18 protein-coding genes and 1 pseudogene are annotated in these 18,630 nt (G+C 58.6%); 4 read left to right on the forward strand and 15 right to left on the reverse strand.

Annotated elements, in window-relative coordinates; genetic code table 11:
- Window positions 1–71: 71 nt before the first annotated feature.
- Genes V6M90_RS02785 through V6M90_RS02795 form a run of 3 tightly spaced genes read left to right on the forward strand, consistent with a single transcriptional unit; the run spans window position 72 to window position 2,634 of the window.
- Complete coding sequence (locus tag V6M90_RS02785; protein ID WP_017530590.1) at window positions 72–749, forward strand: response regulator; 678 nt, start codon at window positions 72–74, stop codon at window positions 747–749.
- Window positions 749–2,137 (forward strand): sensor histidine kinase, encoded by a 1,389-nt coding sequence (locus V6M90_RS02790; RefSeq protein ID WP_003174437.1) that lies wholly within the window; start codon window positions 749–751, stop codon window positions 2,135–2,137. The genes V6M90_RS02785 and V6M90_RS02790 overlap by 1 nt, the downstream gene beginning before the upstream one ends.
- Before the next feature lie 59 nt (window positions 2,138–2,196).
- Window positions 2,197–2,634, forward strand: a complete 438-nt coding sequence (locus tag V6M90_RS02795) for a hypothetical protein (RefSeq protein ID WP_198140456.1) — start codon at window positions 2,197–2,199, stop codon at window positions 2,632–2,634.
- Window positions 2,635–3,077: 443 nt separating this feature from the next.
- Here the strand turns inward: V6M90_RS02795 and V6M90_RS02800 are convergent.
- Window positions 3,078–3,271 (reverse strand): annotated as a pseudogene (locus V6M90_RS02800) (transposase); the annotation flags it as partial.
- 84 nt (window positions 3,272–3,355) lie between these two features.
- Complete coding sequence (locus V6M90_RS02805) at window positions 3,356–4,183, reverse strand: helix-turn-helix domain-containing protein (RefSeq protein WP_042727882.1); 828 nt, start codon at window positions 4,181–4,183, stop codon at window positions 3,356–3,358.
- Window positions 4,184–4,612: 429 nt separating this feature from the next.
- Here V6M90_RS02805 and V6M90_RS02810 point away from each other — a divergent pair, with 429 nt between their 5' ends.
- Window positions 4,613–5,347 carry an EthD domain-containing protein gene (locus tag V6M90_RS02810; RefSeq protein ID WP_332846042.1) on the forward strand — a complete coding sequence of 245 codons (735 nt, stop codon included), beginning with the start codon at window positions 4,613–4,615 and terminating at the stop codon, window positions 5,345–5,347.
- A gap of 44 nt (window positions 5,348–5,391) precedes the next feature.
- On the opposite strand, the gene V6M90_RS02815 is transcribed toward V6M90_RS02810, so the two are convergent.
- From V6M90_RS02815 to V6M90_RS02875, 13 genes are all read right to left on the reverse strand, one after another.
- Complete coding sequence (locus tag V6M90_RS02815) at window positions 5,392–6,525, reverse strand: FAD-dependent oxidoreductase (RefSeq protein ID WP_078732536.1); 1,134 nt, start codon at window positions 6,523–6,525, stop codon at window positions 5,392–5,394.
- A 315-nt stretch (window positions 6,526–6,840) separates the two neighbouring features.
- On the reverse strand, window positions 6,841–8,310 hold the full coding sequence (locus V6M90_RS02820) for an NAD-dependent succinate-semialdehyde dehydrogenase (RefSeq protein WP_332846043.1): 1,470 nt from the start codon (window positions 8,308–8,310) through the stop codon (window positions 6,841–6,843).
- Between the two features lie 16 nt (window positions 8,311–8,326).
- Window positions 8,327–9,343: a dihydrodipicolinate synthase family protein gene (locus V6M90_RS02825; protein ID WP_003173147.1), complete on the reverse strand. Its 1,017-nt coding sequence runs from the start codon at window positions 9,341–9,343 to the stop codon at window positions 8,327–8,329.
- Window positions 9,344–9,371: 28 nt separating this feature from the next.
- On the reverse strand, window positions 9,372–10,382 hold the full coding sequence (locus V6M90_RS02830; protein WP_332846044.1) for an ornithine cyclodeaminase family protein: 1,011 nt from the start codon (window positions 10,380–10,382) through the stop codon (window positions 9,372–9,374).
- A 99-nt stretch (window positions 10,383–10,481) separates the two neighbouring features.
- Window positions 10,482–11,432, reverse strand: coding sequence for a LysR family transcriptional regulator (locus V6M90_RS02835; RefSeq protein WP_080547079.1), 951 nt, complete (start codon window positions 11,430–11,432; stop codon window positions 10,482–10,484).
- Window positions 11,429–12,160, reverse strand: coding sequence for a FadR/GntR family transcriptional regulator (locus V6M90_RS02840; RefSeq protein WP_332846045.1), 732 nt, complete (start codon window positions 12,158–12,160; stop codon window positions 11,429–11,431). Before V6M90_RS02840 ends, V6M90_RS02835 begins: the two co-directional genes overlap by 4 nt.
- Window positions 12,157–12,942, reverse strand: a complete 786-nt coding sequence (locus V6M90_RS02845; RefSeq protein WP_003173143.1) for a cyclase family protein — start codon at window positions 12,940–12,942, stop codon at window positions 12,157–12,159. Before V6M90_RS02845 ends, V6M90_RS02840 begins: the two co-directional genes overlap by 4 nt.
- A complete protein-coding gene (locus tag V6M90_RS02850) occupies window positions 12,929–13,936 on the reverse strand; it encodes an NAD-dependent epimerase/dehydratase family protein (protein WP_332846046.1) in 1,008 nt (335 codons plus the stop codon). Before V6M90_RS02850 ends, V6M90_RS02845 begins: the two co-directional genes overlap by 14 nt.
- On the reverse strand, window positions 13,927–14,919 hold the full coding sequence (locus V6M90_RS02855) for a fumarylacetoacetate hydrolase family protein (protein ID WP_332846047.1): 993 nt from the start codon (window positions 14,917–14,919) through the stop codon (window positions 13,927–13,929). The genes V6M90_RS02850 and V6M90_RS02855 overlap by 10 nt, the downstream gene beginning before the upstream one ends.
- Window positions 14,916–15,488 (reverse strand): cupin domain-containing protein, encoded by a 573-nt coding sequence (locus V6M90_RS02860; protein ID WP_332846048.1) that lies wholly within the window; start codon window positions 15,486–15,488, stop codon window positions 14,916–14,918. The genes V6M90_RS02855 and V6M90_RS02860 overlap by 4 nt, the downstream gene beginning before the upstream one ends.
- A gap of 63 nt (window positions 15,489–15,551) precedes the next feature.
- Window positions 15,552–16,505 carry a PDR/VanB family oxidoreductase gene (locus V6M90_RS02865; protein WP_042727892.1) on the reverse strand — a complete coding sequence of 318 codons (954 nt, stop codon included), beginning with the start codon at window positions 16,503–16,505 and terminating at the stop codon, window positions 15,552–15,554.
- Window positions 16,505–17,548 (reverse strand): aromatic ring-hydroxylating dioxygenase subunit alpha, encoded by a 1,044-nt coding sequence (locus V6M90_RS02870; RefSeq protein ID WP_078732529.1) that lies wholly within the window; start codon window positions 17,546–17,548, stop codon window positions 16,505–16,507. The genes V6M90_RS02865 and V6M90_RS02870 overlap by 1 nt, the downstream gene beginning before the upstream one ends.
- Entirely contained in the window at window positions 17,545–18,618 is a 1,074-nt protein-coding gene (locus V6M90_RS02875; RefSeq protein WP_332846049.1) for an aromatic ring-hydroxylating dioxygenase subunit alpha, read from the reverse strand. The genes V6M90_RS02870 and V6M90_RS02875 overlap by 4 nt, the downstream gene beginning before the upstream one ends.
- Window positions 18,619–18,630: the final 12 nt, after the last annotated feature.

Consider the following 18,630-nt stretch of genomic DNA (forward strand, 5'->3'; position numbering starts at 1 on the left):
AAATCCTAATAGATTTCCTAATATATTTTTTCTTCAGACGTTCTTCATTCACTTTTGATAACGTAACTATTGTGAAAATTCTCCTAATCGAAGACGACCTGGATCTCGGCAATGGCGTTCGTATCGCACTTGCAGATCAAGGGTTAGATGTCATATGGGTTCGCCGAAAAGTAGATGCGTTGCATCAGCTCGATGTCTGCGTACCAGAACTTGTGCTACTCGACCTCGGACTGCCCGACGGTGACGGCATGAGCCTGGTAGCATGCTTACGTCAGCAGTTCAGGGGGATCCCCGTCATCATCCTGACTGCAAGAGGCACTCTGCAAGATCGCCTGTGTGGGCTCGATGCGGGTGCAGACGACTATCTGGTAAAACCATTTGTTCTCGCCGAGTTGTTGGCTAGGGTGAGAGCACTGGCCCGACGCAGTTACGGTTTTCAAAATGAGGTGATAGAAATTCGAGGATTATTTCTTCATATGCCGACTCGTCGCGTGACAGTTAGTGGACGTAATGTTGATTTAACGGCAAGTGAATACGCCCTGCTTGAAATTTTAATGATGCGCGCTGACCGCGTGCTTACACGACGTTTTCTGGAGGAAAGGCTATTCGGCGCGAAAGAAAATATGAGTAATCCGCTGGATGTGCATATGGGAAATTTGCGTCGCAAAATCGGCGAAGGCTATGTGCGAACGGTGCGGGGTGTGGGGTATGTCATTGATACCGCTACAATTCAGAAAGGGATTGGTTGATGCGAAATTTTTGGCTCAACTTGAAAACTCCAACGCTTGTAAGACGAATTATACTCGCCCAGATGCTACTACTTACACTGCTTTGGTGTCTTTTTCTGACCTACATTTTGTGGGAGAACTTGCGAAGCCCCTCTATGCTCACGGGTAGCAATACTTACGAAACCATTCTTACATTAGTTAAGCGCATGGATGATCGCCCGCAGGACCTCACTACTGTGCTGGAAAAGTTCAGCGAAGCATTGCAGGAAGGTTATGGCGGAGGTGAAGATCCCAAACTGTCAATCAGCCTCATTGTTCGTAAGAATAGAAAGATAATTTATTCATCTGATGGTGCTCCGACAGGAGTAACAAATAGCAGGTATGGAGAAATTCAGAGCATTCAGAGTGAGGGGCGCAGCTGGAATAGCCGTACTCTCAAATCAGGGAACTCCGACGCGGAGGTAACACTTATTACCCCTGCCGGAGGCTGGAACTTCTTCATATACCTGAACTCTCGTGGATACTACATATTGCCGCTGCTGGTGTGCATTCCTTTTCTTTTTTTTCCCGCATGGCTATCAGTCCGTATTGCAATGCGCCCTTGGAGCAAGGTGATAAATGGTATTTCTTTGCGAACTTTAGAAGATCTCTCCCCCTTAAAAGAAGGACCAAAGCAGATAGAGCTTCGCCAAATGGTGGACGCGACTAATCTATTTCTTGCCAGAGTGCGAGCAAGTTCTGAGAGGGAACGGGTTTTCATTGCAGATGCCGCTCATGAGCTGCGTACTCCCCTGGCTGCAATGCGAATCAATGTTGAGGCTTTGCAGTCCTATGTAAGCAGCACTAATCAACAGGAGCTGCTTGCAGGGATTATTCGCAGCAATAGCCGTGCTGCGCGTCTCGTCAATCAGTTATTGCTGCTGATGCATAGCGAAGCAAGCATCGACACTGTTATGGAGGCTGTGCCGCTGACGACCCTCATACAAGAGCAAATGGCTGCGCTGGCCCCCCTAGCGGCTGAGCGTAGGATTGAACTTGAATTCTACTCTGATGGTGAAAGCTGGATCAATGGCATCAGGGAACGCCTTATGTCGCTGATTGATAACTTAATTGAAAATGCCGTGAAGTACAGCCCTGAGGGCGGACGCGTTGAGGTAGATGTGCGATCACTTGATAAATCTACTCAGCTACGTGTCTCAGATGCAGGCCCTGGCATTCCATTTGAATTAAGGGCGCGAGTCTTCGATAGGTTTTTTCGCGAACCCAATCAAATGCAAAGCGGCAGCGGACTGGGGCTCGCAATAGTCAAAGCGGTTGCACTGCAACACAACAGCAACGTATGGCTAAGTACATCTGCAGAGGGTGGACTCCTGGCGACTGTTGATTTTCCAAAACACAATTCCGACTGAAAAAGCATGATTTGATGCCTGCCCGGCGGAGGGCCCATACCAGAACAATGGAGTTGAAATTGAAATATTTATCCTTGCCTATACTATTCTTTTCTATCTCAATCAGCGGGTGCGCTATAACCGTCAGCGAATTAAAAAGTAGTCATTCATCTTATGACGGCAGCTTCACTAGCGAGAAGACGCCCTCCGATACTTATCGAAACTTAAGACTAATGGCAAGACAATGCCTGGAACATGAGACATATACAGGAAAGCCGGTCATCGTATTAAGCGAGTTTAGTGATGAGCGCAGTGAAGGTGAGATCAATCAAAAGCTCCTTTCGGAAGGACTGTTGATTAACAACGCCCTAATTGAAATAGAAAGACATGATGCGAACAAAGCACAGGTCAGGTTGTACACAACAAAGAGCATCTTGAGTGTCGGTGCTAGATCGCCGAAGATAAGTGATATCAAGCGCTGGGCTGACGGCGATATAAATTGCGCTAACGAACTCTAGTTCATGCCGTGAGTACTCCAAGTACTATTGGAAAAATCCCGCATAATCGTTCAATCTGCTTTTATAGGTCAACGGCGACATATGCAATGAGCCGTTTGCCAGTCGCCTGCATAGAGTCGATGCAGCGAGGAGCCGACTTGTCGCTTAGGAGTAGTGAGCCTAAATGTAGGTAGCATTCTATGGTTGGGTGTTTGAATGCTTCAGGGTATCGGACGGAGCCGTAAAGCTTGATCGCAATATGCTCTGAATAATGGTGACCGATTGGCCTAGTGTCGGTAGGCGTGGCCATGCTGAAAGACCATTGTTGGCGCTGGAGCGAGATTGATCCAGTTGCTGATATTTAGCTGACCCGGGCTGTTGTGACGTAAACGATCATTGGCTCTGGGTAATTCGCGAGCTGACCGGGTAAGCGTCCCGTCCGCAACAGCGGCAATCCGTCATCAGCGGTCACAAACAGTCTTCCAAGGCCCAAAGCGCTCTGGAAGATCCCGCCATTTGGCGCCCGAGCACAATATCCAGAAGATACCGTTAAGCATCTGACGGTCATCGCGCCTTGGGCGTCCCATGCGTTGAGGAGGGGAACGATGGATTCGATCATCGCCCAACGTGCAGATGAGATTTCATATCGGCCTGCCATAACGGCCCTCCCAGCAACCAGAGCACGTCATCTTAGCCAAAGCGACTTTTCAGACAAACCCTAGCGTCTGTTTTTAAAGCTGAGTCAGAACAACGGCGGAACGAGGTTGAACTCACCCTCGGATGGGCGAATCAGCAGCCGCGCCCTCACCTCGCTGGGGATTTCAGGGGAATCAATCGGGAAGCAGCTGCAACTGGAGAGTGCGTTACGCAGATCAATCGACTCGCCCAGATGTTCAAACACAATCTGAGCACCAAAAGGACGGCGAAAATTGTCGCCCGATACGCCGAGCACCAAGCCATTGAGAAAGCGGAAACGACTGCGATAGGAGGGGTAAAGCGCCGACCAGATATAGCCTCGAGACGATAGGTACTCACGCTCGACGATGTAAATCAGATCGGATGAAGCAAAGCAGAACCCCCGATATTTATTGATGCCAAAACTCTTCAGTTGGTCATCACCTAACCTCATTCGTTCGTAGGTTTTGCTGAGGATCTTGTTGCCGGAACGGGACAAGCGGGTAATCGACTTAATGACTTCGCCAGACCCGGAGGGCGACATCAAATAGACAAAGTAGTAACCCTGATACTTCGACAGCGCCTGTGCGGAGCTTGGAAAAAAATCGGCCGGTACCGCGCTGTCCGGCTCGCGCGCCGCGCGCTGCCTGCTGAGCAAAGCCCGGAAGGACTCATGTTCGGAGAAGATCTCGTCCTCATCTACCCCAAAAAAGGCGCATATCTTACGAAGGGTGAAGAGCGAGGGAGCCGCCTGCGCGCCCAAGTATTTGTTGAACTGCTGGCGGTTGATATCGAGGGAGCGGCACACCATCGCCACCGACTTATAGTACCCGCAGAGAAGGCGCAGGTTTTGACTGAAATCCTGCATCGACCGGGGTGAATTGGAACTCACCATTAAAATATTCCTAACGCCACCATTGACAACACACTGGACTGATCGTCGCTTGGATCAGGGCCTCAGAGCTTGGCCTTGCCAACCCGTGATTCGTCCGAGCATCAGCCCGACCATAGCGCCTGGCCGGAGGAGTATCCAACAAATACACGCCACGGTGTTTGTTTGATCACGTTGAGAATGCTCCAACTGACAACAAAGCAGTAAACCGTCGTCAGTAACACGCCTTTGCTTTACGTCACGCCCCCTGGTCTGCATCGTCCCGCCTTTGACCATGTTTTTGCGCGATACCTACCAGCACGAATACCGATTGGTTTGCGGGATATCCACGGCCTTATATTTGGGTGTTGAAAAACAATCAGATGAATAACGACGCACTAAAGTGCATTTAAGTCAAAGATCCGTTAACCCTGCCAATAGCGAGAACGCCTCATGATCAAAATCCTAGCCGCTGTACGCAGAAAACCTGGAATGACGCATGCCGAGTTTTTAAACTATGTAGAGCACACCCACGGAGAAATCGCTAAAGCCAAACCGTTAGGCGTCAAACGGTACGTGCAGAACCATGTCATCGACGCGGCTTTCGGGGTTGACGCCGACAGTGCCTACGCACAGTCCTTCCACAAAGACTCCATTACGGAGCTGTTTTTTGAAGACGTGCCAGGTTTGATTCGCACCTTCAGCGATCCCTATACCCAGCAAACCGTGGGCCCTGATGCAAAGAACTTCGCTGACCTTTCCGAGCAGCTCGCTCAATTGATGGATGAAGCGGAGACGGCTAGCACCGCTACAGCGCCTCCCCCATGGAAAGTGATGATCCTGCTGAAGAAAAATCCATCCATGGCGCTCGATCGTTTTTTCGACGCTTGGGACGCAGCTCACGAGAGCATTACCCGCGAACAGCCCGACTTCCAGAACGCCCTACGCCGGTATGTTCGCTCCCGGTATCTGCCCGAGGGTGACAAGGTGACGGCCTATTTCGGGCCAAACATCGCCGTATACGAAGGCGCCTCTAGCCTGTGGTTTGAAAATGAAGCGGATTTTTCGACCTTTCGGCAGTATCAGCGAGCGCTGTTTCAAAAACTTGCCGAGGACGGCGTGGCGCTGACGTCGGCGTCTTTTTTCGCTTACGTCAAAGAGGTCGTTATTTTCGATCACTGCTCCTAACGACCAGAAGCGCGACCCTTCTCATCCAGCAGGGTCGCAATCAATCAGATAGGCTCAGCCAGCGTCGCAGTGGACTCACGCATGATCTGCGCATGCTCTTCCTTGTCCCCGCCACTTTTCTCTATCTCGCACAGACGCGCGGAGTTCTCGACCACGAGTTGGCAACGCTCCCAGCGCCGCGTTTCGAACCGGCTCAGGGCCGTCTGTAGATTGCTATTGCCGAGCAACTCTTCGGCAAGCACGATGGCGCTCTCAATACCGATGCCAGCCCCGGAAGCCAGGTGCGGTGTGGTGGCATGCACCGTGTCTCCGATCAGCACGATTCGGCCCTTGTGCCAGGGCAACGGCACCAACAGATTGGACAGCGGACGATAGTCGATATTGGCGTCCGCCTCGTACAGTTGCGGCACCAGCGTTTGCAGGATCGGAGCTGGGAACTCACTCAACAGGCGCGCCATTTCACCCGGCCAACTGGCCGGGTCGATCCACTCGGAAAACTCGCGGCTTTCCATGAGGAACATGTACATGTGCGTTTCGGAGATTGGATTGACGCCAACCTTGGTGCTACCCAGCCAATGAGTGGGGCGCACGATTTCCGGCGGACGCTTCAGCACCGCGCGCCAGACGCTCTGATGAATGGGTTTTGGCGAGGGTGCTTGCGGGAAAAAGTCCTTTCGCGTGCGCGAATGCACACCATCAGCGGCAACGACCAGGTCATAGCGTCCAGTGGTCCCGTCGGTGAAAGACACGTCAATGCCATCGTCATGCTCGATGATGCTGTCGTAGGTGATGCCCAGGCGCACACGGGTACCCACTTCCCGCGTCCTGTCGGCAAATATTCGAGCCAGTACCGGGCGCAGGATGCCGCCGCCACAGGGTATCGGTTTATCGCTGACCGGCGGTCGAAGCGCCAATTGCACGATCAGGTCGCCCACCGGTGAAAACACATCGAAATTGGTCGACAAGTACCCTTCCCCAGCGACCCTTTCCAAAATCCCAACCGTATCAAGTGCTCGCAGCGTGGGCCCACTGAGCGTAATTCCCGCTCCCAAAGGACACCACAAAGGATCGATTTCGACGAGGTCCACTTCGATGCCCTGGCGGGCGAGCTGGATAGCTGCGGTCATACCGGAGAACCCTCCTCCGATCACCAGGACCTTGTTGACTGCTGCAATCATCACGCTCTCCTAATTATTCTTATTAACTCGGGCAGACATTGCACGGCGCACCGACGAGCTCTGCGGCGCTATTGCGTCAATGCCGCAGGAACATGGAATGCCGACGTAAAATGCCGGATCAGCCACGAGACTATCGAATCGGCTATCAGCGCTGAAATCGCTTTGCACAATCCGAGGTATCGCTGGCGGCGATGGGTCTCGCAGGTAAGCCGGGGGCATTGCTCGGAGTGCCTGCCTTTGCGGCAGAACAAATACAAAAGCCGATGAACGACGGCTCACACGAACCGCCGTCCACCGGCCTTTAACGACGGTTGTTTACACGCTTTCCAAGCCATCCCAGCAGAGGTATTTAACCTCTAGGAACTCGTCTATTCCCAGGTGAGATCCCTCTCGCCCAAGACCGCTCTGCTTCACGCCACCGAAAGGTGCGACCTCATTTGAAATCAAGCCACAGTTGATGCCCACCATGCCCGACTCGATGCGCGCGGCGTTGCGCCAGATACGCGCCGCGTCACGGCTGAACAGATACGCGGCCAGGCCAAACTCGCTGTCGTTGGCCATGGCAATGGCTTGGTCATCCGTGTCGAAACGCACCAGCGGCATGACCGGGCCGAAGATCTCCTCACGAGCAACCCGCATCCCATGGGTCACATCAGCCAACAAGGTGGGCTCGAAAAAACACCCGCCCAGCGCATGGGGCTTACCGCCAGACAGCAGTCGAGCGCCTTGGGCCAGCGCATCATCAACCAGCGCCTGGGATTTTCGTACCGCCGCGTCATCGATCAACGGCCCGACTTGTACACCCGGCTCCAGGCCATTGCCCAGCTTCAGGCGTGCCATGCGCTCGACGATGCGTTCGGCCAGTGCGTCATAAACCCCGGACTGCACCAGCACCCGATTCGCGCCGATACAAGACTGCCCACCATTGCGAAACTTGGCCAGCATCACACCGTCAGCCGCCGCATCAAGATCAGCATCGTCGAAGACAATGAACGGGGCGTTGCCGCCCAACTCCATGGAGCATTTCTTGACCGTCTGCGCCGCTTGCGCCAGCAGCAGCCGGCCCACTTCCGTGGACCCCGTGAAGGTGAGCTTGCGCACCAGTGGGTTGGCCATAAGCTCACCGGCAATGTCGCGGGTGTCGTTGCCAGTGATCACACTGAAAACGCCGGCGGGCACGCCAGCGCGCTGCGCCAGTTCGGCGAGTGCCAGCGCGGTCAGCGGTGTCTGGCTTGCCGGTTTCACCACCATCGTGCAACCGGCCGCGAGGGCCGGAGCGGCCTTGCGTGTAATCATCGCAGCGGGGAAATTCCAGGGCGTGATCGCCGCGCAGACGCCGATGGGTTCGCGCAGGACCACGATGCGCTGAGTGTCCTTTACGCCCGGAATCAGATCACCGCGCACCCGTGTGGCTTCCTCGCCAAACCAGCGCACAAAAGACGCCGCGTAATCGACTTCACCCCGCGCCTCCTCCAGTGGCTTGCCCTCCTCCAGGGTAATCAGCGTGGCAAGGTCCTCCCGATGTTCAACCATCAACTCATACCAGCGGCGCAACACCTCGCCACGGCGTTTGGCCGTCAGGCGACGCCATGGGCCAAAGGCCTCATTCGCCGCGTCGATGGCGTGCCGAACTTCAGTTTCACGACAACGCGGCAACTCGGCCAGCACCGTTTGGTCCACCGGATTACGCAGCGTGTAGTGACCGTGCGGCGTCTCGGTCAGCCACTCACCGGCGATATAGGCACCGTCACGCCACAGCGTGGGATCTTTAAGTAAATGCGTCACTGTGCAACCCTCCTGATCAGCACGGATGACGCCCGATCATGAAGGCGCTGTCAGGATCCGAAGTCACCGGCAACCCCGACGCAACCAACCCTTGACGCAGCGACTTCATGAAGCGATCCGGCACGCGCATCGCCGGGGCACGCAGTGGGCCGCCGTTGAAGCCGGCGAGCCAGTCCTGGTATTTCCACATCGTGCGATTGAGCACACCAGTGCCGCCGGCATAGCTTTGCGCGGCGGCGCCGTTGGCGCTGCGTGCCGGATTGACCTTCCAGTACAGTTCCATCGCCTCTTCAAAGCGGCCCGTGCGTGCCAGTTCGAACGCTTTCGGGTAGTAGTCGCTCATCCAGGCGGTGTTGCTGGTGCCGGAAAACTGCAACTTCATCAGGCTCATCAAGGGGATTGCGTCGCCTTCGATCGGGCAACTGATCACCACCTGATCACGGAAGTGGTAGTACATCTCGCAAATGCCCGCCGGCAGCGGGAACCCTTGCTCGGACTTGATGGCCGCGATATTCGGACAATCGGCCAACAGCCGACGGACCAACTCCAGCGACATCCCCGCCGGATGCACGCGCTCAAAGCCCCAGAGCGGAATCGGGAAGAGCATGACGGCAAGGTCCGTCGCGTCGCAGAACGACTTGGTGTAGTCGTAGATTTCCTGCTCGCTGGTCGGCCAGAACTGCGGCGGGTAGGAGAGCAGGACGATGTCGGCACCGGCATTCTCCGCGAGCTTCACCGCCTCGATATTCTCGGCAAGCGTGCCGAAGGCTGCGTGGAAGAACAGGATCAGATCTTTGCCCGATTCACGGGCCCACGCGGTGAACTGGGCGTTCTCCTGGGCAGAGATTGCCAGCTCGCTGCACAGCAACGTGGCGCTGTAGCCCAGCCCCACCGTATGTTCGATGTCGTGGCGAATGCCACGTTCGTTGAGTCGCTTCAGATCGGCGCTGAAACTTGGGATGGTGACCGCCGAGCAGCCCACCAGGTTTTCCCGCGCCCAGGCACGGGCATCCGCTTTCTTGTATGTGGCCATGATGATTTTCCTTCGAACAGTGGAGGGGTTATTTCGAGACAGGGACGATGCTGGCGGGCAGCTCGATGCCGAGGCCTTGTTGCCTGGCGCGCTCGTATAGCGCTTGCGCGATGACGACGTCCTGCAGCGCCGAGCCCACCGATTTGTAGAGGACGATGTCGCTTGCGTTCTGGCGCGGGTTGACACGACCCGCGACGAGATCTGACAGCGCGACCAATTTGTCGGCGACATAAACGCCGGCACTGATCGCCGCAATGGCGTCACCCGTATCGTGGAGAACCTCTTGCGGCATATCGGCGACGATGCAGACGGCTCGTTCCATCGTGACCGGGTCAACTTCCCTTTGCTCAGGCAAGGTGGAACCCAACGACACGACCGTAGCGCCCGGGCAAAGCCAGGCGCCTTGCAGCACCGGAGATTCGTCACGGCTGCGTGCGGCACAAATCACCACATCACAGTCCTGCACAGCTTCTTGCGCGCTGTTCACCGCTTGGATATCCAGCCCAGGCCTGAAGCTCTCGGCAAAGCTCTCGCGGCTCGCGGGCGTTGGGCTGAACACCCGGACACGGGCGACATCGCGCACGGCCTTGAGGCAGTCAAGTGCACCACGCGCCTCAAATCCGGCACCAATCACGCCCACCCGCAGCGCTCGTTGAGGCGCCAGTAGATCGACCGCCAGCGCAGCGGTTGCAGCGGTGCGCAACCCCGTCACCCGATTGCCATCGATCAGGGCACTGAGCGCCATGGTTTGCTGATCGAACAATGCGATTAGGTAGCTGGCGCAGCGCGCCCGCATGGAGGCCGCGATCAACTTGCAGCCCATATGGCCGCCGGAGGGGGAAACAGCGGTCAGACTCCGCAGCCAGATACCATCACCCCGGGCCATGGAACGAGGCGGCACCATGGCATCCGATGCAGGGCGTGCATACGCCTCTGCGAGCGCGGCGACGGCGGTGCTCCAGTCGGCGAGCGAAGCCACATCTGCGTCGCTGAGAAAAAGCGTCGGGGCAATGACTTGGGATTCTTGGGCGTGATGCATAGCGCTAACCTCGCAATCGGGGATCAGTCGTTGGTTGACTGACACCCTACGAGGCGCGCCCCCCACCGAATACTGCTGGGGATGGAAAGCAGCTATCGCTTAAATCGATGGCATGGCCAGGCTGCAGATCAACCGTCGCACTTCACGGGTGGCACGGGTCAAGGGCCGACGAGGCGACTCGGCCAGCACAACGAAGCGTTCAAGCACCGGCTCGACGATGCGCGCTGACATCAGCCGTTGATCCAGTGAGCCCGGCAGCACAGAAGCAATCACATAGCCGCCGCCGGCCGCCACGACTTCGTACTGAAGTTGCACGGAGTCGGCTTCCACGGCAACGCACAGCTCCACGCCTTGCTCGGCGGCCAAGTGATCGAGCCTGGCCCTCAATAGATGCGGCCGCCCAGGCACGACCAATGGCAGCCCCGATAGATTTTCCAGCGCAATGTCTCGATTTCCGAACAGAGGATCCGCGGCGGGTCCTACCAGATGCAGCGGTAGCCTGGCCAACAGATGGGCTTGGCCGATGCTTGCCTCGCTCTCGCGCAGCACTAGCGCCATATCCAGACGACCATCGTGCAACTGCTCTTCAAGTTGAGCGCTCGCGCCCTCGATCAGGTGCAATCTCACCCCGGGCATCTGCGCACGTACCGCAGAATAAAGCGTCCCCGCAAACCGACGCACCGCGGAAGGCAACATCCCCACGACCACCTCCCCCACCGGCTTTCCTCGCAGGTTGCGAATGTCGTCGGCAAGGCTTTCAGCGTTCGCCAGAAGATCCGATATACAAGGCAGCAACTGCTCGCCAAATTCGGTCAGGACCACCCCGCGCCCGGTGCGATGAAACAGGCGTTCGCCACATTGCGACTCGAGCAGGGCAATATTGCGACTCACCATGGACTGCGGCATGTCCAGCAGTACGGCCGCTTTGCTGAGACTCCCAGCCGCCACGACACGGACGAACAAAGTCCAGCGAGGATCGATGATGGTGAGCGCCGTGGCAGTAGGCTGCGTGGCCGTGTCCGGCACGGGGTAGCTCTGGTTATCCGTCATGTCAGCAGCTCTTGGCGGGCCTGATGCAAGTATTCGCGACTGTCCTGGAGATGCAGGCGCATCGCAGCACGCGCACACTCAGCGTCCTGATGGAAGATCGCCTGGTAAATCTGTTCGTGCTCGCTTTGCATGCGCTGTTCGTAATGCAAAGGCTCATCGTGAAACAGACGCGCGGAATCCAGTCGGCTGCGCGGGATGATGACCTCGCCCAGGTTGAGCAGTGTGCTGGCGATGTAGGGGTTGCCGGTCGCCTGGGCAATGCCCAAATGGAATTGAAAATCCAACGCCGCCCGATCATTGACGCTGACATCCGGCTGCCCGAGCTGATCGAGAAGTGTCCGCAACCCCGTCAACTGATCCGGGTTGCGTCGCTGGGCCGCGAGCCCGGCGGCTTCTACCTCAAGACCGATCCGAAACTCCATGATCGCCAGCGAATCGGTGATGAGACCGATCGTCTCCGGGTCGATGAAGGCCCCCAACGACAGGGCGCTACCGCATACAAAGGTCCCTATGCCGTGGCGTGTCTCGACCATTCCCCCGGCCTGTAGACGCGACATGGCCTCGCGCACCACGGTCCTGCTGACGCCATGCTCCAGCATCAGGGCCGACTCGGTGGGCAACTGTTCACCGCCACGCAGCCGTCCCTCGATAATGTGCTCCGACAGCAGCGCCTCAAGCCCCTGGGACAGGCTGGCGCGCTTTTTTTCACCGGCCGCCGGCGCGTTCATTCCTCGAAAATCGCGACGGCGCGGACGAAGCCGGCCGAGGCGTGCCTGATCTTGTAGGGGAAACACGACACCTGGAAGCCGTGGGCCGGCAGGGATTCCAGGTTGGCCAATTTTTCCATCTGGCCGTAACCGATGTCGCGTCCGGCCTTGTGCCCTTCCCAGATGATCGAGGCGTCGCCCGTGGCGGCGAAGCGTTCGCGGGTGTACTTGAACGGCGCGTCCCAGCTCCAGGCATCGGTGCCGACCACGCGCACGCCGCGTTCCAGCAAGTACAACGTGGCCTCGCGGCCGATGCCTACCCCGGCGTCCAGATACCCTGGCTGACCGAACAGCGCGCCGGCACGGGTGTTGACCAGGACAATGTCCAACGGCTGTAGAACATGGCCAATACGCTCCAGCTCGGCTTGCACTTGGGCGGCGTTGACCACATGACCATCCGGTAAATGACGAAAGTCCAGTTTCACGCCCGGCTGCAGGCACCAGTCCAACGGCAACTCGTCGATGCCAAACGCCGGCTTGCCGCCGTCCGTGGTCGAGGCGTAGTGCCAGGGGGCGTCCATATGCGTCCCGCTGTGGGTGGTGATCTGCAGGCGCTCTGCCGCCCAGGATTCGTCGCCGGGCAGTTGCGCCTTGGACAGGCCGGGGAACATCGCAGCCATCTCGGGCCAGCCTTGCTGATGGTCCATGTAGTCGATTTTCGGCAGCAACGGCGGTGGATCGGTGTAGGGGTTGTTGTCCAGGGTGACGGACAGGTCCACCAGGCGGCGTTTAGTTGATTGCATGATCAGTCACTCCAAGCGCCACCCGCCCACGCACACGACGCGCCGGGGCAGCAGCTTTCAAACTGTTACGTATCAAGGCGGCAGCCGAGCCGTCATGGCGAAAGCCAAGGGCACGGGCCAGAGGGGTTTTCATTGCGGGAAAGCTGCCGAATAACGCTTGCAGCCCCGCGTCCGGTGCGAAGCTGACCAGCGCGCGACGCTCCTGGCCGTAGGCCGCGGCCAGGGCATCGATGACCTGGGCAATGGACAGGCGCAACAGCGGCAGTTGCCAGACGCGTGACGCGCCGAGCTGGGCAGACGGCAGTTCGGCGGCCCGTAGCAGGTTATCCACGCAACACCGCACCGACATCCACCATGCCTGCGCCTGCGGCGACACCGGGCAGCAATAGGGCTGGCCTTCGGCGAAGGCGTGCAGCACGTCGCTCATAAACGCCGAGCGCAGCCCATTGGGTTCACGTGGACGGGCAACGATGCCGGGCAGACGCACGGCGCGACCGTCCACCTCGCCTCGTCGGGCAAGGTCATTGATCGCCATTTCCACCATCGCCTTGTGCGCACCGTAACTCAACTGCGGGCTCGGCACCGCACGCTCGTCGATGCGGGCCGGCAGGTCGCCGCCGTACACCGCCACGCTGCTGGCATACACCAGCACCGGCTGTCCCGGCTGCTCGCGCAGCTGGTCGAGCAACTCAAGGCTTGCCAGCAGGTTGACCTGATAGCCCAGTGAATAATGCTGCTCGGCCGCGCCCCCCGGAATACTGACCAAGTGAAAGACCACATCGATGCCATCGGCCAACGCGCGGCGCAATAACGCGGCGTCGGTGACACTGCCGCAATGCCGGCGCAGGCGCTTGTCCTCGGCAAACCCCACCAACTCTTTATCCAGCAGGATCAACGCGCTGATCGAGCGGCCTTGTAACGCATTGGTTTCGAGCAACCGTTTCACCAGCGTCCGGCCAACAAAACCATTGGCCCCGGTAATCATCACGCGCATGGGAGGCCTCCGCGCACGATGCACTGGTCTATCGCCCCGAACACCGACTGACCTTGCAGATCGAGGACCTCCATGCGCACGCGGTCGCCAAAGCGCATGAAGGACGTCCGTGGCGCGCCGTGCTCAATCATCTCAACGGCACGACGTTCGGCGATGCAGGCCGCGCCCACCGTGGGATCGGCATTGGAAACGGTGCCGGAGCCGATCACGCAGCCGGCCCTGAGTCGTCGGGTCAGCGCCGCATGGGCGATCAACTGATGAAAGCCGAAATGCATGGCGCCACCGTGGGCATGACCGAACCACTGGCCGTTCCATTCGACCCTCAGCGGCAAGTGCACACGTCCGTCGCGCCAGGCCTCGCCCAACTCGTCGGGGGTGATCGCCACCGGGGCGAAACTTGACGAGGATTTGGCCTGGATAAAACCGAAGCCAGTCTTCATTTCACGGGGGGCGAGCGCCCGCAAGCTGACATCGTTGATTTGCACGATGAGCCGAATATGGTTAACGGCGTCCAGCGCCGAGCAGCCCATGGGGACCTCATCGACCAACACCGCGAATTCACCTTCAAAATCGATACCGTGGCTTTCACTGGGCAGCACGATGTCGTCGTGAGCGCCCAGAAAGTCATCGCCACAGCCCTGGTACATCAGCGGCGTGTGTTCAACACCTTCGATCGGATCCAGCGCGAACGCCTTCTGCATGCGCTCGCCATGACTGAGGAAAGACGAAGCGTCCAGCCACTGCCAGGCACGTGGCAAGGGCGCGGCGGCTCGCTGCGGATCAAAGGCGAAGGCCCCGGTCAGCGTGCCTTCGTTCAAGGCGTCATACCGCATGCGCAAAGCCGTTTCGACGCTCGGCCAATGCTCGATAGCCTCCTGCAGCGTCGCGGCGATATCGCTGGCCTCCACCGCCCAGGCCAGGTCGCGCGACACCACCAGCAGACGACCGTCGCGGCTGTGATCTTTCAGGGTGCTGAGCTTCATGCCGGTTCTCCTTGCAGCTCGGGGGCGAAGCGGCCATCGAGCAGGACGAAGAGCATGCGTGCCATCTGCTCGGTGCGATTGCTCCAGGCGTGGTTGGTGCCTCGCTGCACGACGATGTCACCGCGTTTGAGATGCACCTCCTCGCCATCGAGCACCAGCCAGACCTCGCCCTCCGTGACCACGCCGTAATCGAGGGTTTCGGTGCGGTGCATCAGCTTGTGCTTTGAATCCGCCTGCCCCGTGCCGGCATGGGCCTGGCCAATTTCGGCAAAGGCCGCCGCGGCCTCCTCGGCGCTGACCTGGTTCTGCACACTGTCCGGGGGAATATCCACCACGCGGATGACACTGCCCAATGGCGCGGGGCTCAGTTGAAGCGGCTGGTGGGTGGGGTCGTCGCCGTTATCCAGCACGGCCGGGCTGGCGCCGCTGTTCCAGATCTCATGGAAGACCGTGCCGGGCACGGCCTTGAGCGGGAAACTGTTCGGCGTTGGCCCGCTGAGCGCGACCACCGCCTGGCCCTGGGCATCGTGCCCGGTTACCACGCGTTTGAAACCAGGAAGCTGTTGCATATTCGAGTCCTCAATCTGTTGGCGAAACGCGCCAGCGGGTAACGATGAATTCATGAAAAAACCTTAAAGATCGAGCACCAGCCGCGCGCTCTTCGCACGGGAGCAGCAAGGCGTGAACTGGTCGTTGCGAGCTCGCTCGGCATCGGTCAGGAACATGTCACGATGCTCCGGCTCGCCGTCCAGCACGCGCGTGATGCAGGTGCCACAGATGCCCTGTTCGCAAGACAGCGGGATGTCGATGCCAGCCTCCAGCAATACCTGGGCAACGCTGAGCGTGGCCGGCACTTGGAAGCACTGCCCGGTGCTAGCCAGTTGCACCTCGAACCCGCCCGCTTCACCCACCGGGGCAGCGGCGGCGGTAAAGTACTCATGGTGCAGTTGCGCCTCGGCCCAGCCTTGCGCGCGCGCCGTGCCAAGCACGTGGTCCATGAAACCGTTGGGGCCACAGACGTACAGATGGCGGTCACTGGCCGGCGTGGACAGGACCCGAGCACTGTCCAGGCGCTGGGCATCCTCGCCATCGTCCATATGAACGTGCACGCAATCGGCGAACGCCGAATGACGCAGGTACTCAATAAAGGCCATGCGCCCGGCCGAGCGGCCGCAATAGTGCAGCTCGAAAGGCGCGCCGATCCGCGCCAGGCGCTCGGCCATGCAAAGGATCGGCGTGATGCCGATACCGCCGGCGAACAGCACGCTGTACCCGGCCCCATGCTCAAGCGGGAACAGGTTGCGAGGTTCGCTGATGCGAAGTGGGCTGCCTTCGTGCACCTGCTCGTGCATGGCCTGCGAACCGCCGCGAGACGCCGGGTCGAGTAACACCCCCAGCAGGTAGCGGTGGCGTTCTTGCGGGTGATTGCACAGCGAGTACTGGCGCACCAGGCCATTGGGCAGATGCACGTCGATATGCGAGCCGGCACTGAAAGCCGGCAACATGGAGCCCTCGGCGGGGGCCAGTTCGAAGCTGTAGATGCCTTCGGCTTCGAGGCGCTTGCGAGTGACGATGACTTCAATCATCACTTGGCACCCGCAGGCTGCTCGGCAGCAATCATGCGGTCGAGTACACGCCGCGCCCGGACCGCTCCTGCATCACCGATCAGCAGCACCGGTTTCAAGTCCCAGAACGATGCAGCGCCCATCATGAGCTGCTGCGCCTCGAGCATTGGCAAGTCTTCATCGGCAAAGGGCCGGCTGATCGCGGCCGCCTGCTCATCAGCGAATCGCTCGGCAAATTTGCCCATTGCCTTGGGGAAACAGACTGAGAACCAGTAGTGAGTCGTGGTCTCGGTCTCTGGAGTGAACAGATGCGGAATCGGTGTGGAAACGCCCTTATCTCTTGGGAGACCGGTCGCCACTGCACCGGAAAACAGCAACATGTTCGCAGGCGCATCCCAACGTACATCGATCCAACGATCCACCGGCGTACCTTGGGGGATGTTCCAGGCGGTGTAGAGGAACTCTGGCATGATTTCCGCAACCGTCTGGCGGTTGGACCAAACGGTGTTGCCCTCCTCTTGCACGCTAGTCAATGCACCCTTGACGCCATCGCCACCCAACGTAGACGGATGCAAAAATTCGATATGACTCAGGTCCATGATGTTGTCGGTTTCCAGCACGTAGTTGGCTTTTGCGTGCAGGTAGCGTTTGCCGACATACCAATGGTCTTCATCCATGCAATTGAAATCCGGAATCAGCGCCGCATCGGCCAAGTGAGGATCCCCCATCCAGATCCACAGCAAGCTGTAGCGTTCAACCAGCGGGTAGGCCTTGACCTTAGCCGCCTTGGGAATGGCACCATCGCCGTGGGGGTTATGCACACAGGCGCCACTGCCATCGAATTCCAGGCCGTGGTACGGACAACGCACCGCATCGCCTTTGAGGATGCCCATGCCCAGGGGCGCGAAACGGTGGGGACATCGATCGGCAATGGCTTGGGCATTACCTTGGGTGTCGCGAAAAAACACCACGGGTTCATTGAGCAAGGTTCGTTGGAACAACTCGCCAGCCTTGATCTCGTTTCCCCAGGCGGCCGCGTACCAGACGTTGCGTAGAAAGCTCATCGCAGTTCCTCTTTTTCATAGTTTGATGACCGACTGGCTTGCGTCTCCGCTCGCTCGGCTTCCATCAATCGACGCAGAACACGTCGACAGCGCACGGCCCCTGCATCGACTGGCAGCAACACAGGGTTGAGGCCAAGCAGTTCAACCTCACCAATCTGGCGCTGTTGAGCCTCGACCATGGGTTTGTCTTCACCGGCGAAAATACCGATCAACATCTCCTGGACGAAGGCATTCAACTGCGCATTGTCCTGCTCGAAACTGCGCGTGTTGGCAAAGAAATAATGGGTGTTGGCCGCGTCCTGCGGCGTCATCAGATGCAGGTTCCATGTCACTGGTCCCTCCGCCCTGGGGCGCCCTGGCGCCGTGGCGCCACTGCCGAGCAGCATCAGTCCGGGGGCGTGCCAGATGACTTCGGCCCAGACGTCTGCCCGGCTCGGATCTTCAAGGTGAGCGCCGAAAGCCGGCGGGGGCACATCGTCCGGCGCCCACCAACTGATGCGTACGCGATCGTTGGGCAATTCCTCGATGGTGGCTCGGGTGTGTGACAACGCCCCGCCACCGAGCGTATCCGGGTGCAGGAAATCAACATGGCTCAGGTCCATGATGTTGTCGGACAGCAACTCGTAGTGCGCACGGGTCGGCAAATACCCATGCCCTTTGGCATGGGTGGGCGCCTGCTCGAAAAAGGAAAAATCAGGAATCAAGGCATCGCTGGCCAGGTGACGATCGCCCGGCCAGACCCAGATCGCCCCGTGGCGCTCAACGGCCGCGAAACCGCGAACACAGGCGGCCTTGGGGATGTTTCCTTCGCCATGGGGATTGTGCGTGCATTGGCCACTGCCATCGAAACGCAGGCCGTGGTACGGGCACTGGACGCTGTCGCCGACAACCTTGCCCATGTGCAGCGGGGCAAAACGGTGCGGGCAACGATCGGCGAGCGCCTGGATCACACCGTGGCTATCGCGAAAGAACACAAGGGGTTGCTCGACGATGGTTCTGCCCAGCATGCCACCTTGCGCCAGCTCGTCTGCCCATCCAGCGATGTACCAGGTATTGAGCAAATAACTCATGCGGTTCTCCTC

This window comes from Pseudomonas lactucae (genome assembly GCF_036688725.1).
GTDB classification, from domain to species: domain Bacteria; phylum Pseudomonadota; class Gammaproteobacteria; order Pseudomonadales; family Pseudomonadaceae; genus Aquipseudomonas; species Aquipseudomonas lactucae.

Bases quoted from the DNA above. Each gene is read 5' to 3' on its own strand.
- V6M90_RS02865 (WP_042727892.1), bottom strand. From the start codon at position 16,505: ATGATTGAAGTCATCGTCACTCGCAAGCGCCTCGAAGCCGAAGGCATC.
- V6M90_RS02830 (WP_332846044.1), bottom strand. From the start codon at position 10,382: ATGCATCACGCCCAAGAATCCCAAGTCATTGCCCCGACGCTTTTTCTC.
- V6M90_RS02870 (WP_078732529.1), bottom strand. From the start codon at position 17,548: ATGAGCTTTCTACGCAACGTCTGGTACGCGGCCGCCTGGGGAAACGAG.
- V6M90_RS02855 (WP_332846047.1), bottom strand. From the start codon at position 14,919: ATGAAGCTCAGCACCCTGAAAGATCACAGCCGCGACGGTCGTCTGCTG.
- V6M90_RS02815 (WP_078732536.1), bottom strand. From the start codon at position 6,525: ATGATTGCAGCAGTCAACAAGGTCCTGGTGATCGGAGGAGGGTTCTCC.
- V6M90_RS02825 (WP_003173147.1), bottom strand. From the start codon at position 9,343: ATGGCCACATACAAGAAAGCGGATGCCCGTGCCTGGGCGCGGGAAAAC.
- V6M90_RS02790 (WP_003174437.1), top strand. From the start codon at position 749: ATGCGAAATTTTTGGCTCAACTTGAAAACTCCAACGCTTGTAAGACGA.
- V6M90_RS02850 (WP_332846046.1), bottom strand. From the start codon at position 13,936: ATGCGCGTGATGATTACCGGGGCCAATGGTTTTGTTGGCCGGACGCTG.
- V6M90_RS02875 (WP_332846049.1), bottom strand. From the start codon at position 18,618: ATGAGTTATTTGCTCAATACCTGGTACATCGCTGGATGGGCAGACGAG.
- V6M90_RS02840 (WP_332846045.1), bottom strand. From the start codon at position 12,160: ATGAACGCGCCGGCGGCCGGTGAAAAAAAGCGCGCCAGCCTGTCCCAG.
- V6M90_RS02805 (WP_042727882.1), bottom strand. From the start codon at position 4,183: ATGGTGAGTTCCAATTCACCCCGGTCGATGCAGGATTTCAGTCAAAAC.
- V6M90_RS02860 (WP_332846048.1), bottom strand. From the start codon at position 15,488: ATGCAACAGCTTCCTGGTTTCAAACGCGTGGTAACCGGGCACGATGCC.
- V6M90_RS02835 (WP_080547079.1), bottom strand. From the start codon at position 11,432: ATGACGGATAACCAGAGCTACCCCGTGCCGGACACGGCCACGCAGCCT.
- V6M90_RS02845 (WP_003173143.1), bottom strand. From the start codon at position 12,942: ATGCAATCAACTAAACGCCGCCTGGTGGACCTGTCCGTCACCCTGGAC.
- V6M90_RS02810 (WP_332846042.1), top strand. From the start codon at position 4,613: ATGATCAAAATCCTAGCCGCTGTACGCAGAAAACCTGGAATGACGCAT.